15 protein-coding genes and 1 other RNA gene are annotated in these 14,194 nt (G+C 62.7%); 4 read left to right on the forward strand and 12 right to left on the reverse strand.

Annotated elements, in window-relative coordinates:
- Positions 1-6: 6 nt before the first annotated feature.
- The 7 genes from murF to rsmI all read right to left on the reverse strand — a co-directional run bounded on the left by murF (position 7) and on the right by rsmI (position 7,174).
- Positions 7-1,350 carry a UDP-N-acetylmuramoyl-tripeptide--D-alanyl-D-alanine ligase gene (gene murF / locus ACGLWX_RS02050; RefSeq protein ID WP_396236900.1) on the reverse strand — a complete coding sequence of 448 codons (1,344 nt, stop codon included), beginning with the start codon at positions 1,348-1,350 and terminating at the stop codon, positions 7-9.
- Entirely contained in the window at positions 1,350-2,843 is a 1,494-nt protein-coding gene (locus ACGLWX_RS02055; RefSeq protein ID WP_396236902.1) for a UDP-N-acetylmuramoyl-L-alanyl-D-glutamate--2,6-diaminopimelate ligase, read from the reverse strand. Before ACGLWX_RS02055 ends, murF begins: the two co-directional genes overlap by 1 nt.
- A gap of 15 nt (positions 2,844-2,858) precedes the next feature.
- A complete protein-coding gene (locus tag ACGLWX_RS02060) occupies positions 2,859-4,565 on the reverse strand; it encodes a peptidoglycan D,D-transpeptidase FtsI family protein (protein WP_396236904.1) in 1,707 nt (568 codons plus the stop codon).
- Positions 4,562-4,894: a cell division protein FtsL gene (ftsL, locus tag ACGLWX_RS02065; protein WP_252107555.1), complete on the reverse strand. Its 333-nt coding sequence runs from the start codon at positions 4,892-4,894 to the stop codon at positions 4,562-4,564. The genes ACGLWX_RS02060 and ftsL overlap by 4 nt, the downstream gene beginning before the upstream one ends.
- A 2-nt stretch (positions 4,895-4,896) precedes the next feature.
- The gene (rsmH, locus tag ACGLWX_RS02070; RefSeq protein ID WP_396236906.1) at positions 4,897-5,847 is read right to left on the reverse strand and encodes a 16S rRNA (cytosine(1402)-N(4))-methyltransferase RsmH; all 951 of its coding nucleotides are present in this window, start codon (positions 5,845-5,847) and stop codon (positions 4,897-4,899) included.
- Positions 5,848-5,892: 45 nt separating this feature from the next.
- Positions 5,893-6,240: RNase P RNA component class A (gene rnpB, locus ACGLWX_RS02075), an RNA gene on the reverse strand.
- 76 nt (positions 6,241-6,316) lie between these two features.
- On the reverse strand, positions 6,317-7,174 hold the full coding sequence (gene rsmI / locus ACGLWX_RS02080; protein WP_396236908.1) for a 16S rRNA (cytidine(1402)-2'-O)-methyltransferase: 858 nt from the start codon (positions 7,172-7,174) through the stop codon (positions 6,317-6,319).
- A 128-nt stretch (positions 7,175-7,302) separates the two neighbouring features.
- Here rsmI and ACGLWX_RS02085 point away from each other — a divergent pair, with 128 nt between their 5' ends.
- Genes ACGLWX_RS02085 through ACGLWX_RS02100 form a run of 4 tightly spaced genes read left to right on the forward strand, consistent with a single transcriptional unit; the run spans position 7,303 to position 10,397 of the window.
- Positions 7,303-8,805, forward strand: coding sequence for a penicillin-binding protein activator (locus tag ACGLWX_RS02085; RefSeq protein WP_396236910.1), 1,503 nt, complete (start codon positions 7,303-7,305; stop codon positions 8,803-8,805).
- Positions 8,795-9,166 carry a YraN family protein gene (locus tag ACGLWX_RS02090; protein WP_396236912.1) on the forward strand — a complete coding sequence of 124 codons (372 nt, stop codon included), beginning with the start codon at positions 8,795-8,797 and terminating at the stop codon, positions 9,164-9,166. The genes ACGLWX_RS02085 and ACGLWX_RS02090 overlap by 11 nt, the downstream gene beginning before the upstream one ends.
- Before the next feature lie 19 nt (positions 9,167-9,185).
- Positions 9,186-9,779, forward strand: a complete 594-nt coding sequence (locus ACGLWX_RS02095; protein WP_252107541.1) for a phosphoheptose isomerase — start codon at positions 9,186-9,188, stop codon at positions 9,777-9,779.
- A 45-nt stretch (positions 9,780-9,824) separates the two neighbouring features.
- On the forward strand, positions 9,825-10,397 hold the full coding sequence (locus ACGLWX_RS02100) for a BON domain-containing protein (protein ID WP_396236914.1): 573 nt from the start codon (positions 9,825-9,827) through the stop codon (positions 10,395-10,397).
- Positions 10,398-10,498: 101 nt separating this feature from the next.
- Here the strand turns inward: ACGLWX_RS02100 and ACGLWX_RS02105 are convergent, their stop codons facing one another.
- From ACGLWX_RS02105 to zapE, 5 genes are all read right to left on the reverse strand, one after another.
- Entirely contained in the window at positions 10,499-10,981 is a 483-nt protein-coding gene (locus ACGLWX_RS02105) for a ClpXP protease specificity-enhancing factor (RefSeq protein WP_252107537.1), read from the reverse strand.
- Between the two features lie 48 nt (positions 10,982-11,029).
- A complete protein-coding gene (gene sspA, locus ACGLWX_RS02110; protein WP_252107536.1) occupies positions 11,030-11,656 on the reverse strand; it encodes a stringent starvation protein SspA in 627 nt (208 codons plus the stop codon).
- Between the two features lie 203 nt (positions 11,657-11,859).
- Entirely contained in the window at positions 11,860-12,249 is a 390-nt protein-coding gene (rpsI, locus tag ACGLWX_RS02115; protein ID WP_252107534.1) for a 30S ribosomal protein S9, read from the reverse strand.
- Between the two features lie 13 nt (positions 12,250-12,262).
- Positions 12,263-12,691, reverse strand: a complete 429-nt coding sequence (gene rplM, locus ACGLWX_RS02120; protein ID WP_252107532.1) for a 50S ribosomal protein L13 — start codon at positions 12,689-12,691, stop codon at positions 12,263-12,265.
- Positions 12,692-12,919: 228 nt separating this feature from the next.
- The gene (gene zapE / locus ACGLWX_RS02125) at positions 12,920-14,101 is read right to left on the reverse strand and encodes a cell division protein ZapE (RefSeq protein WP_396236916.1); all 1,182 of its coding nucleotides are present in this window, start codon (positions 14,099-14,101) and stop codon (positions 12,920-12,922) included.
- Between the last annotated feature and the right edge of the window lie 93 nt (positions 14,102-14,194).

Below are 14,194 nucleotides of genomic sequence, written 5' to 3' on the forward strand. Positions count from 1 at the left end.
CCTGTTTCAACCGAGCAGCGCGGCAATGACGCGTTCCATGCCCGCACTGCGTGACCCTTTGACCAGCAGCGTGGCGTTGGGCGGCAGCGTATTAATAAGATGACGCGCAAGCGTCTCGTGGTCGTCGAAGTGGTGCCCGCGACCAAAGGCATCGCTCGCTGGCCGCGTGGCGTCGCCGCAGGTCAGCAGCGTATCAACCCCCAGCGCTTGTGCGAAGCGGCCGACCTCGGCGTGAAGCGCCTCGCTCTCATCGCCAAGCTCGCCCATTGCCCCCATGGCGAACCAGTGCGGGCCGGGAAAGCGCGTGAGCGTCTCGAGCGCGACCTTCATCGCCCCCGGGTTGGCGTTGTAGGTGTCGTCCAGAAGCGTCGTGCCGTTGGGGCCTTCGATCACGCTGAGCCGCCCTTTTAGCGGCGCGAAAGCGCACAGCGCCTCAACAACGCGCCCGGGCGCCACGCCCACGGCAAGCGCAGCGGCGGCGGCGGCCAGGGCGTTGCTGACGTTATGCCTGCCGGCAAGCTTGAGCCGCACTTCGCCTAGCGACGCGCCGTTTTGAACAAGCGTGAAAGCATACCGCCCTTGCGAGTCGCAGGAAAGAGCCCGGGCGCAGACATCCGCCTCGGCTTCGACGGCGTAGCTCACCACCGGTCCAGGAGCGAGCGCCGCCCAAGTGGCGAAGTAACGATCCTCCGCGTTGAGCACGGCAACGCCTGCTGGCGTAAGCCCGAGCAAAATTTCGCTCTTGGCCTGGGCGATCTGCCCCATACCGCCAAATTCGCCGACGTGGGCGCCGGTCACGTTGGTGATAATGGCAACGTCCGGCGCGGCGAGCCGGCTGGTCCAGGCGATCTCACCCAAGTGGTTGGCGCCAAGCTCCACCACCGCCGCCCGATGCTCGGGGGCCAGGCGTAGAAGCGTCAGCGGCGCGCCGAAGTCGTTGTTCAGATTGCCTTGCGTTGCCAGCACCGGGCCGAGTGGGGCGAGCAGCGCCGCGGTCATCTCCTTGACCGTGGTCTTGCCGCTGTTGCCGGTCACGGCCACCAGCGGATGAGCGAACCGCTGGCGCTGCGCGCGGCCCAAAAGCCCTAAAGCAAGGCGGGTGTCAGCACAGACGATTTGGGGCAGAGCGCTCTCAATAGGCGTTTCGACCAGCGCCGCCGCGGCGCCCTGCTCGAGCGCCTGCTCCAGGAAGGCATGGCCGTCGAAGCGCTCGCCTCTGAGCGCCACGAAAAGCGCTCCGGGAGTGATCTGGCGCGTATCGGTGGTGACGCTCGAAAAGCAGCACTCCGGGAAATCATCGGCGAGTGAGACGTTGAGCGCCTGGGCAACTCGCTGTGGGCTCCACTGCATCAGCGCACGCTCCGAGCGGCCAGCGCCTTTTGCGCCTCGAGATCGTCGCGGTAGGCGTGGCGGACGCCGTCGATTTCCTGATAGGGTTCGTGCCCTTTACCGGCGATCAGCACCACGTCCTGGGGGCCGGCCTTTGCGACCACCTCAGAAATGGCGGTGCGGCGATCCCCCACCTCGCGAAACGAGGCGTTCTCGCTAAAGCCTTCGATGATCATCCGGCGGATGGTGTCGGCCGGCTCGCCGCGCGGGTTATCATCGGTAATGACGCAGTGATCGGCGAGAGACTCCGCAACGCGCGCCATTTCCGCACGCTTGCCGGTATCGCGCTCGCCGCCGCAGCCAAAGACGCACCAGAGCTTGCCGGCATCTCCCAGATGCTCGCCAAGCGCGCCTAAGGCGGCGCCGAGGGCATCCGGGGTATGGGCGTAGTCGATGACCACGCTCGGGGCGCCCTCCTCCTTGAGCAGCGCCATACGACCGGGCACCGGCGAAAGTTTGGCGGCGGCGTCGAAGAGTGCTGCCAGCGGCTCGCCTAGACCGTAAAGCGTGGCGATCGCGAGCAGCACATTGTCGAGGTTGAACCGCCCCATTAGGCCGAGTTCGAGCGTCTTTTCGCCTTCCGGCGTGGCGATCAGCGCGTTCTGGCCCAACGCATGGGGATGCCAGCCAACGACGCGCAGCGTGCACGCCTGGTCTTCACCGACTGCCAGCACGCGCACGCCTTTTTCGAGCCCGGCCAGCATGAGCCGGGTCAGCGGGTCCGCGGCGTTGACCACGGCGAGGGTGATTTCGGAGCGGCGAAAGAGCCTGGCCTTGGACGCCGCGTAGGCGGCCATGCTGCCGTGATAATCCAGATGATCGCGGCTCAAGTTGGTAAACACGCCAACGCTGATCGGACAGCCGTCGAGGCGCCCTTGGTCGAGCGCGTGGGACGAGGTCTCCAGCGCCACGCGCCGGGCGCCGCTTTGGGCAAGCTCTGACAGCGCGTGCTGAAGTGCCAGCGGCCCCGGCGTGGTGAGGCCGCTATCGTTTAGACGGTCGAGCCGGCCGGTGCCGAGCGTACCGATCACCCCCGCCGGCGTATCCAGCTGCTCGCTGAGCGCGGCAATGTAGTGGGTCACCGAGCTTTTGCCGTTGGTGCCGGTCACGCCAATGAGGTCGAGCCCGCCGGGCACGGCGAAGAGCGTTCGGCCGAACTCACCCAGCCGACGCGCCAGATGCGGAAGATGCAGCACCTGCCCTTCCAGATGCACGCTCGGGCCATCGGCCTGGGCGAGCACCAGCGCCGCGCCTTGGCTGAGCGCCGCCTCGATAAACTCACGGCCATCCCGGGCGCTGCCGGGCACTGCGACGAACACGTCGCCGCTTTTAATCGCGCGGGAGTCGCTGGTGATGTAAAACTCGTCGGCAAGTACCGGCAGCTTAGGCGGCAACTGCTGGGGCGGCCACCCTAGGGTCAACGCCTCCCAAAGGCGGGCGGGGCTGGACGTCATCTTGTCTCCTTCACGCTATTGCACTTCGTAATCGGGCGGCACGTCGAGCAGGCGCAAGGCGTTACCGGTGACGCTGGAGAATACCGGCGCGGCGACCGCGCCACCGTAGAACTGCCCGGCCCGCGGGTGATCGATCATCACCACCGTGACGATACGCGGGTCGGAGATCGGCGCAATACCGGCGAACACACTGCGATAAGCGTTTTCGGCGTAACCCTGCTGGCCGGTTTTGCGCACCGTGCCGGTCTTACCGCCGACTCGATACCCTTCAACCCGGGCGCGGCGCCCGCCGGAGTTGGGCCCAACGGAGCTTTCCAGAATGTCGAGCAGGTCGTTGGCAACGCTTGGCTGGATCGCCGGGATGCCCTGGGGCGGCTCGGAAAGGCGCAGAATCGACGGCGGCATGCGCACACCGTCGTTGGCAAGTGCGGTATAAGCGCTGGCGAGCTGCACCGCCGAGGCCGAAAGCCCGTAGCCGTAGGAGAGCGCGGCACGCTCGCTGCGCGACCAGCGTACCGGCGCCGGCAGGCTGCCCGTGGACTCGCCGGGAAAGCCGGTGCCCGGGCTCTGGCCAAAGCCGAGCTGGTTGTATTTTTCCCAGATCGCGGTGTCGTCGAGCTGGAGCGCGAGCTTCGACATGCCGATGTTGGAGGACTTCTCCAGAATACCGGCCAAATCGAGCTTGCCGTGGTTGCTGACGTCGCGAATGGTGAAGCGGTCGATGCGCATCCAGCCAGGCGAGGTGTCGATGACCACGTCACGATCGACTACGCCGCTCTCCAGCACCGCCGCCATCGCCAGCGGCTTCATCACAGAGCCGGGCTCGAACACGTCGACCAGCGCCTGGTTGCGAAGCCCCCGGGGGTCGAGGCCGGCGCGGTTGTTGGGGTTGTAGGACGGCAGGTTAGCCATTGCCAGCACTTCGCCGGTGCGCACATCCATGGTCACCAGCACGCCGCCGTCGGCTTCGTTCTCCGCCACCGCCGCACGCAATTCGCGATAAGCCATATACTGGATACGCTGGTCGATAGAGAGCGTCAGTTCGCCGCCGGGCTGGGCGTCGCTGATCACGCCAAGCTCGCGCACCAGCCGCCCGCGCCGGTCGTTGAGCACGCGGCGCTGGCCCGGGTGACCGGCCAAAAACGGTTGGTAGGCAAGCTCGAGGCCTTCCTGGCCCACGTCGTCAACGTTGGTCACGCCCAGAAGCTGGGCGGCAACTTCACCGGCCGGGTAGTAGCGTTTGTACTCGCGCTGCTGATACACGCCGGGCGTGCGCAGATCGAGAATGCGCTGGGCCGCCTCCGGCGTCATCTGGCGGCGCAGATACATGAATTCGCGGCTTTCGTAGCGCTCGACGCGCGCCTCGAAATCGTCGAGGCTCACCCCTAGCGCCTGGGCGAGCATGACGCGCTGGATGCCATCCGTGGGCAGCTCCTGGGGGTTGGCCCAAAGCGTCACTACGGGCGTCGAGATCGCCAGCGGCTCGCCGTTTCGGTCGGTGATCATGCCGCGGTGGGAAGGAATGACTTCGTGGCGCAGCGTGCGCGCGTCGCCCTGGCTTTGCAAAAAGGGCCGGTCGATGACCTGCAAAAGCGTAATGCGCCCGACCAGTACACAGGCTGCCATGGCTACCAGAATCAGAATGAAGAGAAAGCGCCCGCCCGCCAGCGGCGGCGCTATGGGGTGCTGTCGGGACGAGCCTCCCCGGCGGCGTTGATTCATGGCCGAATCACCTCGACATCGTCTACATCGGGAATGCGCATTTCAAGACGCTCGGTGGCGATCTGCTCGACACGGGCCGGCGTCGACCAGGCGCCCTCTTCGAGCAGCAGCTGGCCCCACTCGGTTTGCAGCTGGTTCTTCTCCTGCTCGAGGCGCTGGAGCTGGGCGAACTGGGTTCGCGTCATGTGGGTGGTCACCACCACGGCCAGAGCGGTCAGCAGACAGGCCAAAAACAGCGCAGTGATGATTAGCGGCCACACGCGCAGGCGCAGCTTGAACGGCCACTCGCTGCGCATCACGGACCACCAGTAATCAATTCGATCCAGCATGGCTAGCCTCGCTTTTTGGCCGCCCGCATCACGGCGCTTCGCGCGCGCGGGTTCTGCGCCACTTCGTCCTCGCTTGGCCGCACGCCCTTGTTGAGCGCCTCGAGCCGGCGATTGATCTGGTCGTCACGAATCGGCACGCCGCGGGGCAGGTCGGTATCGCCACGCACGTGGTGGCGAATGAAGCGCTTGACCCGGCGATCCTCGAGCGAGTGAAAGCTGATCACCACCAGATGCCCGCCCGGCGCCAGCGCCTCGAGCGCCGCCTCAAGCGCGGCGTCGAGCTGATCGAGCTCGCCGTTCAAATGGATCCGCAGCCCCTGGAAGGCCTTGGTGGCCGGGTGGCGCCCTTTCTCCCAGGCGGGATGAGCGGCCTTGAGGACCTCGGCCAAGTCGAGGGTGTGGGTAAAGGGTTTTTCCGCGCGGCGGGTCACGACCGCGCGCGCCAGCCGCTTGCCGAAGCGCTCCTCGCCAAGGGTCTTGAACACGTGGGCGATATCGGTCTCGCTTGCGCGCGCCAGAAAATCCGCCGCGCTCTCGCCCTGGGTCGGGTCCATGCGCATATCGAGCGGGCCGTTGCGCATGAAGCTGAAACCGCGCTCCGGGTCATCGAGCTGCGGAGACGACACGCCGACGTCCAGTAATACACCGGCAAGCTTGCCGTGAAGGCCGAGCTCTTTGGCGTACTCGCCCAGGCGCGCGAACTCGCGCCGGGTGATCGAAAAGCGTGCGTCGTCGATATCATCAGCGGCGGCGATCGCCTGAGGGTCGCGGTCCATGGCCAGCAGCCGGCCGTTTTCGTCAAGGCGTGAAAGAATCAGGCGCGAATGGCCGCCGCGGCCAAAGGTACCGTCCAGATAGACACCGTCGGTTTGATGAACGAGGGTATCGACCGCGCCGTCCAGCAACACGCTGGTGTGGCGAAAGTCGGAAGCGGTCTGGCTTGCAGAGGACATGTTACGCACGCTGTGTTGAAAGGCCCTGGCGGGCCTTTTATGGAAATGGGGAGTCGGCCGGTAAGCCGGGTTCTGTCGTGGACAGTCATTCCTCTAGGCGCTTTGTCGCCAAAGCGCTCAAGCAACCTACCCGGACCCAGCGCGGGCCACGCCAATGGGTCCCTATTTGGTCTTGCTCCGAGTGGGGTTTACCTTGCCACGCACTGTTACCAGGCGCGCGGTGCGCTCTTACCGCACCCTTTCACCCTTACCGGTCCACAAGGGACAGGCGGTCTACTCTCTGCTGCACTTTCCGTCGGCTCGCGCCGCCCAGGCGTTACCTGGCACTCTGCCCTATGGAGCCCGGACTTTCCTCCCCTGCGCAAGCGCAGCGGCGACTGTCTGGCCAACTCCGGCGGCAAGCATACCAGCGCCCTGCCCGCGCCTCAATGCTCGGTTTTCATTACGCGTTTCAAGGCCCTAACCTATCTTATGAATCGGGTTTCATCATTTGGAGCCGCGCGTACCACTCTTTCTTGCGCCCGCCCAGAAGGTTCGCCGCAATCGCCGCGCCCTGCTTGACACCCACGCCTTCATCGAGCAGCGTTTTCAACAGCGTTTCGTCGTCGATACTCTGCTCGCTCGCTTTTTGAACCGCCGGCGCGCCGCCGATCATGACCACGAACTCGCCGCGCGCCTGATTGGGGTCCACGGCCAAAATATCGAGAAGCTCTGATGCCACCCCCTGCAAGAAGGTCTCGAAGGTTTTGGTCAGCTCACGGGCCAGCACGATGGGACGCTCTGGCATTTGCTCGGCGAGCGCTTCGAGGGTCGCTACTATCCGGTGGGGGGATTCGTAGAACACCAGCGTCTCTTCGCGTTTTTGGTAGCTCTCCAACACCTGGCGCCGAGCGCCGGCCTTGGCGGGCAGAAAACCGGCGAAGGTGAAGCGGTCAGTAGGCAGCCCCGCCCCGCTTAGCGCGGCGGTCAGCGCACACACCCCGGGGATGGGAACGATATGGCGGTTGCGCGAACGCAGCGCTCTTACCAGAATGAAGCCCGGGTCACTAATCAAGGGCGTGCCGGCATCGCTGATCAAGGCGATACTTTCGCCGGCCTCGAGGTAGGCGTCCAGCGACTCCACCCGGTGCGCTTCGTTGTGCTCATGAAGCGACAGCAGAGGCTTGTTGATCCCCAAGTGACTTAAAAGCCGTGCGCTGTGCCGGGTGTCCTCGGCGGCGATGCGCGATACGCTTTCAAGAATCCGGGCGGCACGCGGCGTCAGGTCCTCCAAATTCCCAATTGGCGTGGCAACCACGTACAATGTGCCCGGAGGCTGGTAGCTCATATTGGCTCCTGATTGACTATTCTTAATTGACTGATAGCTGTCGCTGATGCTGCGCTATGCTTGTGCAAGGATTAAGGGACTCGTCCTCGGCTTTAAACAGCGCAAACGAAAAAACCAAGGAAGCATACATGAAACGTTCACTCCGTGGCCTGCTTGCCACCGCCTTTACGGCCCTACTGATCAGCGGCTGTGCCATCCAACAGCCCAGCGGGGTCGATCGCATATCCGACGCAGACGCCGGGCGGCTGTTGAGCCAGGCCGAACAGCAGGGCCCCGAGCAGGCATCATTAAGCCGGCTAGAAGCTGCCACCATTTTGGCAGGCCAAGGCGATCGCGAAGCTGCGTTCGATGCCGCCGCCGCCGTGGACGAAGCGAGCTTGTCCGAGCGTGACCGGGTACGCTGGGCGCTGCTATTTTCCGAGCTCGGCCGAGCGCTAGACGACCCGCGCGCCGTGCTGCGCGCCACCCAAGTGCTGGACGACGAGCTGCCGATGCAGGGTAACGAGCAGCAAACCCTGCGCGAGCGTGCCCAATGGGCCCGCCAGGCAATGGACGAGCCGGGCCGCGTTCAGGCCAGCTTGCCGGCACTCGAAGGTCAGGACATTCGCCGGATCATGGTCGCACTGCCGCAGTCCGGACCGCTCAGTAGCGTTGCCGATACCATCAGTAACGCTATGCGTGAGCACAATAAGGTTCGCGGCCAGGGCGTCGAGCTGACCTTCGTCGACTCCTCGCAGTACTCCACCGACGAGCTTTATAGCCGCGCCCAGCAAATGAACGCACAGCTGATCGTCGGCCCGCTGGACAAGGAAGACGTCACACGCCTTGAGCAGCGCCAAAGCGTTCCGCTTCCGACGCTGGCGCTGAACTACGGCAGCGGCGCGCAAAACCAGGCCGCCGGCCTTTTCCAGTACGGCCTTTCCGCTGAAGACGAAGCCCGCCAAGCGGCGCGGCGCGCCTACCAGGACGGCCGCCGCCAGGTAGCGGTCATGGTGCCGGACAATGACTGGGGCCGCCGCGTGGGCGAGGCCTTCTGGAACGAGTTTCATCAACTCGGCGGTGAAGTACCCAACGCCGTTCGCTATAACCCGAGTAACGATGTCTCGAGCGCGGTGGAAACGGCGCTGAACGTCAGCGGCGGTCGCGCTCAGTTGGGTAACATCGATGGACTATTCCTGCTCGCGCTGCCTGAGTACGCGCGCCAGGTGCCGCCGATGATGGACTTCTATTACGCTCAGAAGCTGCCGATCTACGCGACCTCGCATCTGCACGAAGGCACCCAAGAGCGGCGCCTGAACCAGGACCTCGATGACGTAATGTTCGTCGATATCCCGTGGCAGATTCCGGACGCCGCGGTAGGCGGTGCCGAAGCGCTGCCCTTCTACTCGAGCTACCAGGCGCTTCACGGCGAAGCCGACGCCTCGCTTTTCCGCCTGCAGGCGATGGGCGTCGATGCTTACGAGCTTGCCACGCACCTGTCGGACCTTTCCTCCATTCAAGGTTTCAACGGCAGCACCGGCACGCTGTCGATGTCCGGCGACGGCCGTATTCACCGCGAACTGCCCTGGGCGCGCTTCCAGAACGGCCGCCCCGCGCCGATTCTGTCGCCAGGACTTTTGGGTGACGAATAAGCCGCAAACTGCGCGCCGTCGCGGCGCCGCCACCGAGCAGCTTGCGGCTCGGTGGCTCGAAGAGCGGGGCTTGACACTCGTCAGCGCCAACTATCAGGTCAAGGGTGGTGAGCTCGATTTGATCATGAGAGATGGCGATACGCTGGTATTCGTCGAGGTCAAGCACCGCGCCACGACGCGAGGCGGCCATCCGCTCGAAACCATCACACCACAAAAGCAGCGCCGCCTGATTCGGGCGGCGTCGCTCTATTTAGCGCGCACGGCTGTCTCGACACCCTGTCGTTTTGATATTCTAGCGATCACCGGTCACCCACCTGCTCTCGAGTTTCACTGGGAGAAGGCGGCGTTTGACGCATACTGACTTACACCAGGAAGCCCTCATGGACTTTCAATCCCGCATTTTAAGCCACTTCAATTCAAGCATTGATACCAAAACCTACGCCAGCGAAGTGCTGCCTCCGTTCATCGAAGTCGCCAGCCAAATGATGGTGCAGTGCCTGGTCAACGAGGGCAAAATTCTTGCCTGTGGCAACGGCGGTAGCGCCGGCGATAGCCAGCACTTCTCGGCAGAGCTTCTGAACCGCTTCGAGCGCGAACGCCCGAGCCTGCCGGCGCTGGCGCTAACCACCGATACCTCGACGCTCACCTCGATCGCCAACGACTACAGCTACAACGAGGTTTTCTCCAAGCAGATTAGGGCGCTGGGCCAGCCTGGCGATATACTGCTGGCGATTTCAACCAGCGGTAACTCCGCCAATATCGTTCAGGCGATCCAGGCGGCTCATGATCGCGATATGGCGGTGGTTGCACTGACCGGGCGCGACGGTGGCGACATGGCCTCGCTCTTGGGCCAGGACGATTGCGAAATCCGCGTGCCGGCCACTTCGACCGCACGCATCCAGGAAGTACATCTTCTGGCGATCCACTGCCTGTGCGATCTCATCGATGAGCAGCTATTCGGCGGCGGCGCTTAGGCGCACCGTATAAACGATACTTTTTTACACTTTCAGGAGTTGGCGATGGCCCTTTGTAACGCGCTTCGTTCCTTTTGCTTGATCACCGCCTGCAGTGCGGTACTGCTGGCCGGCTGTGCCAACAACTCGGCGTCGAACCCGTCCAACTATGCCCAGCGCAGCAACGATGTCGAGGCGGTCGACGTCACCATCGAGCGTCAGGTCGAGCGAGCCCTGGATCAGGCAGATGCTCGCCTGGGCGATGCGCGCATTCGCGCTCACAGCTATAACGGCACGGTACTGCTGGTCGGCCAGGTGCCGAGCGAAGAGCTGCGCACCATGGCAGGTGAAGTGACCGGCGACCTGCGCGGCGTCAACCAGGTACACAATCAGCTGGCGATCGCCGCCAACCTGCCCGCGAGCCAGCGTTTGACCGATACCTGGCTGACTACCAACGTGGTGAGCCATTTGGCCACCAATGAGCACATCGACTCATCGAAGCTCAAGGTAACCACTGAGAACGCCAGCGTCTACCTGATGGGCATGGTGACCCGTCAGGAAGCGGATCGCATCGTCAACGCGGCCTCAGCCGTCAGCGGTATCCAGCGCATCGTCAAGGTATTCGACTACATCGATTGATCGGCGCCCTGCCGACCAACATCGCCGGCACGATCACACGGCGCAAAAAAAAGCCCCGCACACGATTCGTGTGCGGGGCTTTGTCGTTGCGAAGAGGCCGGCTATTTGACGACGCGAAGCGTTGGCTTCTTTTTGGCCTTGCCCTCTTCCTTCTTCTTTTCCTTATCCGGCGCATCGACCTGACTTTCGTCGGCGGGGCCGGTAACGCTTAGCTGCGGGCCAGCGCTTTCGTCGATGTCCGAGGTTTCGAGCTCCTCATCGTCGCTATCGAGCTCCGGCTCCTGGCCAAATACCATGCCCGCGCCGTTTTCACGGGCGTAAATGGCGATCAGCGCGTTGATCGGCACCATGACCTGCATCGGCTGGCCGCCAAAGCGCGCGCTGAAGCCGATGGCCTCGTTCTCCATGAACAGATCGCGCACCGCCGTTGGGGCGACGTTCAACACGATCTGGCCGTTTTGCACGAACTGACGCGGCACCTCGACGCCTGGCTGGGTCGCATCGACCACCAGGTGCGGGGTCAGTTCGTTGTCCAGAAGCCACTGATACAGGGCCCGGGCAATATAGGGACGGCTCGATTTCATAAGACTCCCCTTGTATCAATAACGCCCCGCGAGCGGGGCCCAAAGCATTTACGCGCGCATCTCTTTTTCGCGCTCGTTCAGGGCGGCCTTGAACGCATCGCGCTCGAATACCCGCTCCATGTAATCCATCAGCGGCTTGACCTGCTTTTCGGGAAGCTCGATGTTGAGCTCCGGCAAACGCCAAAGGATCGGCGCGAGGCAGCAGTCCACGAGGGTAAACTCTTCGCTCATGAAAAAAGGCATGTCCTCGAAGATCGGGGAGATACCGATCAGGCTTTCACGAAGCTCCTTGCGCGCCTTCTCGGCCTCTTTTTTACCGCCGGTGCGAATCTGGTCGAGCATCGGGCACCACTCACGCTCGATGCGGTGCATCCAGAGACGGCTCTGGGCGCGAGCAACCGGGTAAACGGGTAGCAGCGGCGGATGCGGGAAACGCTCGTCCAGGTACTCCATCATCACCTTGGACTCGTACAACACCAGATCGCGATCCAAAAGCGTGGGTACGCTGTTGTAGGGGTTGAGATCGGCTAATTCCTGCACCGGCTGATCGTCGCTAACGTCTACGATATCGACGGCGACCCCTTTTTCAGCCAAAACAATGCGCACTCGATGGCTAAAATGATCGTCATTACCGGAGTAAAAGATCATAGAAGACCGCTTGGCCACAACACCCATGAAAGCATCCTCGCATCAAAACAATAGACAATAATAACATGCCAGCGCCCACCTGGGGGAGACGGACCCGCGCCATCCCAAAGCGCCCAGGGCACCTTAACATTTTCAGCGCGATTTGGGCCCGGACGGCGTCAACGCAACGACCTGACACAAAAAACGCCCAGGCCAAGGGCCTGGGCGTTTTCTTCGCAGCGCGTAGAAAATTAACGCTTGGAGAACTGCGGACGACGACGTGCTTTACGCAGACCGACTTTCTTACGCTCGACCTGACGCGCGTCGCGAGTCACGTAGCCGGCGGCACGCAGCGCAGGACGGAAGTCTTCGTTGTACTCCATCAGCGCGCGGGTGATGCCGTGACGAATGGCGCCGGCCTGGGCCGAACCACCGCCGCCTTCGACGGTCACGTAGACGTCGAACTGGTTTAGAGTTTCGGTCAGCTCGAGCGGCTGGCGAACCACCATACGACCGGTAACGCGACCAAAGAACTCGTCAAGCGCACGGTTGTTAACGGTGATGTTGCCGGAACCCGGCTTGAGGAACACACGAGCGGTGGAAGTCTTGCGGCGCCCGGTACCGTAGTATTGCTGTGACATGGCGAAGATTTCCTTAAATGTTCAGTTCAAGCGGCTGTTGGGCGGCGTGGGGATGCTCGGTTCCCGCGTACACTTTGAGCTTGGAGTGCATGGCACGACCCAGCGGACCTTTCGGCAGCATGCCCTTAACGGCAAACTCGATGATGCGCTCCGGCGCATGATCCTTGAGCTGGTTGAAGGTCATGGAACGCAGACCGCCCGGGTAACCGGTGTGACGGTAGTAGTTCTTGTCAGTGGCTTTCTTGCCAGTGACCTGAATCTTCTCGGCGTTGATGACGACGATGTAGTCGCCGGTATCAACGTGAGGCGTGAATTCGGGCTTATGCTTGCCACGCAGGCGGCGAGCGATTTCGGTAGCCAGACGACCGAGCGTTTTGTCCGTGGCATCGACAACATACCAGTCGCGCTGGACGGACTGCGGCTTAGCACTGAACGTCTTCATGGATGAAATTCACCAGATAAAGTGTATTGGGTAACGCGACCGCAAAGGCCGTGCACCATCCCTATTTTTTTTGGTTACGACCCGACAAACGCGGCCAGTAACGGTTAGCGAGGCGGCATTCTACACGAGCAGTGCCGACAAGTTAAGCGCCCGGGCGAATTTTTATCCGAGCAGCAACTTGGACGCGCAGGGCTTATAAATCATGGTTTTTGCGTCAGAACTTGTGAATCAGGGCTTGTGCGCCAGCGCCAGGTACTCCTGAGACTGCATCTCCTGAAGCCTTGACAGCGTGCGCTGAAACTCAAAAGCGAGCTTGCCATCGGTGTAAAGCGACTCCACCGCCACCTCCGCCGACATCAAAAGCTTCACCCCGCGATCATAGAATTCGTCGACCATATTGATGAAACGCCGCGCCTGGTCTTCGGTTTTAGCGCTCATCTGGGGCACGTTCGACACCAGCACAGTATGAAACTCCCGGGCCAGCTCGATGTAGTCGTTCTGGCTGCGCGGGCCGTCGCAAAGCTCACGGAACTCGAACCAGGCCGTCCCTTCATAAAGCCGACGCGTTTTGAGCACGCGATGATTGACCTCCAGCGGCGCGCCCTCCTCCCCGCCTTGACCGGCAATCTCCCTGAAGCTTCGCGTAAGCTCCTTTTCGGCGGCCTCGTCGCAGGGGGTATGGAAGATTTCGGCGCGCTGTAGCGCGCGCAAGCGGTAATCGACGCCAGAGTCGACGTTGACTACCTCGCAGTGGCGGTTGAGCAGATCGATGGCGGGAAGAAAGCGCGCGCGCTGCAGGCCATCCTTGTAGAGATCGTCCGGCACGATATTGGAGGTCGCCACCAGCACGACGCCGCGCTTGAACAGCGCCTCCATCAGGTTGGCCAGAATCATCGCATCGGTGATGTCCTTGACGAAGAACTCGTCAAAGCAGATCACTCGCGCTTCAGAAGCGAACTTACCGGCGATCAGCTCCAGCGGGTTCTTCTCGCCCTTGTAGTGATTGAGCTCGTTGTGTACCCGCTGCATGAAGCGGTGAAAGTGGGTGCGCATCTTCTCGGAAAACGGGAGCGCCTCATAGAAGGTGTCGACCAGATAGGTTTTGCCACGCCCCACCCCGCCCCAGAAGTAGAGTCCGCTGACCCGCGGCATTGGGGCCTCATTCGGGATTTTCTTCTTGCCGACGAACCCGGCCATGCGCGCCTTGAACCCCTTGTTGGCAACCACGGTCTTGGGCGTGGTCGAGGGTGTGGCCAGTAGGTCGTCGTAGAGGCGCTGCAGGTGCTCGACCGCGTTCTGCTGAGCGGCGTCGTACTGAAAATCATCGCGCTCGAGATCGCTTTTGTAGCGCGCCAGGGGCGTGGGCGGATGCGTGGCGGAAACCTTTGCCGAGGCGGCTTTCGATGACATTCAAACACTCTCCCGATTGGAAGCGCGGGCAGTCACGTAACTGCCGCAAGGCGGCTCATTGGATTAGCTCGCGATGCAACGCGCTGTAAATGC

Origin of the sequence: Halomonas sp. HMF6819 (assembly GCF_044335525.1) — a bacterium.
Lineage (GTDB): Bacteria > Pseudomonadota > Gammaproteobacteria > Pseudomonadales > Halomonadaceae > Vreelandella.

What these genes read in the sequence shown, in the direction of transcription:
- ACGLWX_RS02085 (WP_396236910.1), top strand. Translation starts at nt 7,303, where the DNA reads ATGAAACGTTCACTCCGTGGCCTGCTTGCCACCGCCTTTACGGCCCTA.
- ACGLWX_RS02060 (WP_396236904.1), bottom strand. Translation starts at nt 4,565, where the DNA reads ATGAATCAACGCCGCCGGGGAGGCTCGTCCCGACAGCACCCCATAGCG.
- sspA (WP_252107536.1), bottom strand. Translation starts at nt 11,656, where the DNA reads ATGGGTGTTGTGGCCAAGCGGTCTTCTATGATCTTTTACTCCGGTAAT.
- ACGLWX_RS02100 (WP_396236914.1), top strand. Translation starts at nt 9,825, where the DNA reads ATGGCCCTTTGTAACGCGCTTCGTTCCTTTTGCTTGATCACCGCCTGC.
- rpsI (WP_252107534.1), bottom strand. Translation starts at nt 12,249, where the DNA reads ATGTCACAGCAATACTACGGTACCGGGCGCCGCAAGACTTCCACCGCT.
- ftsL (WP_252107555.1), bottom strand. Translation starts at nt 4,894, where the DNA reads ATGCTGGATCGAATTGATTACTGGTGGTCCGTGATGCGCAGCGAGTGG.
- ACGLWX_RS02105 (WP_252107537.1), bottom strand. Translation starts at nt 10,981, where the DNA reads ATGAAATCGAGCCGTCCCTATATTGCCCGGGCCCTGTATCAGTGGCTT.
- rplM (WP_252107532.1), bottom strand. Translation starts at nt 12,691, where the DNA reads ATGAAGACGTTCAGTGCTAAGCCGCAGTCCGTCCAGCGCGACTGGTAT.
- rsmH (WP_396236906.1), bottom strand. Translation starts at nt 5,847, where the DNA reads ATGTCCTCTGCAAGCCAGACCGCTTCCGACTTTCGCCACACCAGCGTG.
- murF (WP_396236900.1), bottom strand. Translation starts at nt 1,350, where the DNA reads ATGCAGTGGAGCCCACAGCGAGTTGCCCAGGCGCTCAACGTCTCACTC.
- ACGLWX_RS02055 (WP_396236902.1), bottom strand. Translation starts at nt 2,843, where the DNA reads ATGACGTCCAGCCCCGCCCGCCTTTGGGAGGCGTTGACCCTAGGGTGG.
- zapE (WP_396236916.1), bottom strand. Translation starts at nt 14,101, where the DNA reads ATGTCATCGAAAGCCGCCTCGGCAAAGGTTTCCGCCACGCATCCGCCC.
- ACGLWX_RS02095 (WP_252107541.1), top strand. Translation starts at nt 9,186, where the DNA reads ATGGACTTTCAATCCCGCATTTTAAGCCACTTCAATTCAAGCATTGAT.
- rsmI (WP_396236908.1), bottom strand. Translation starts at nt 7,174, where the DNA reads ATGAGCTACCAGCCTCCGGGCACATTGTACGTGGTTGCCACGCCAATT.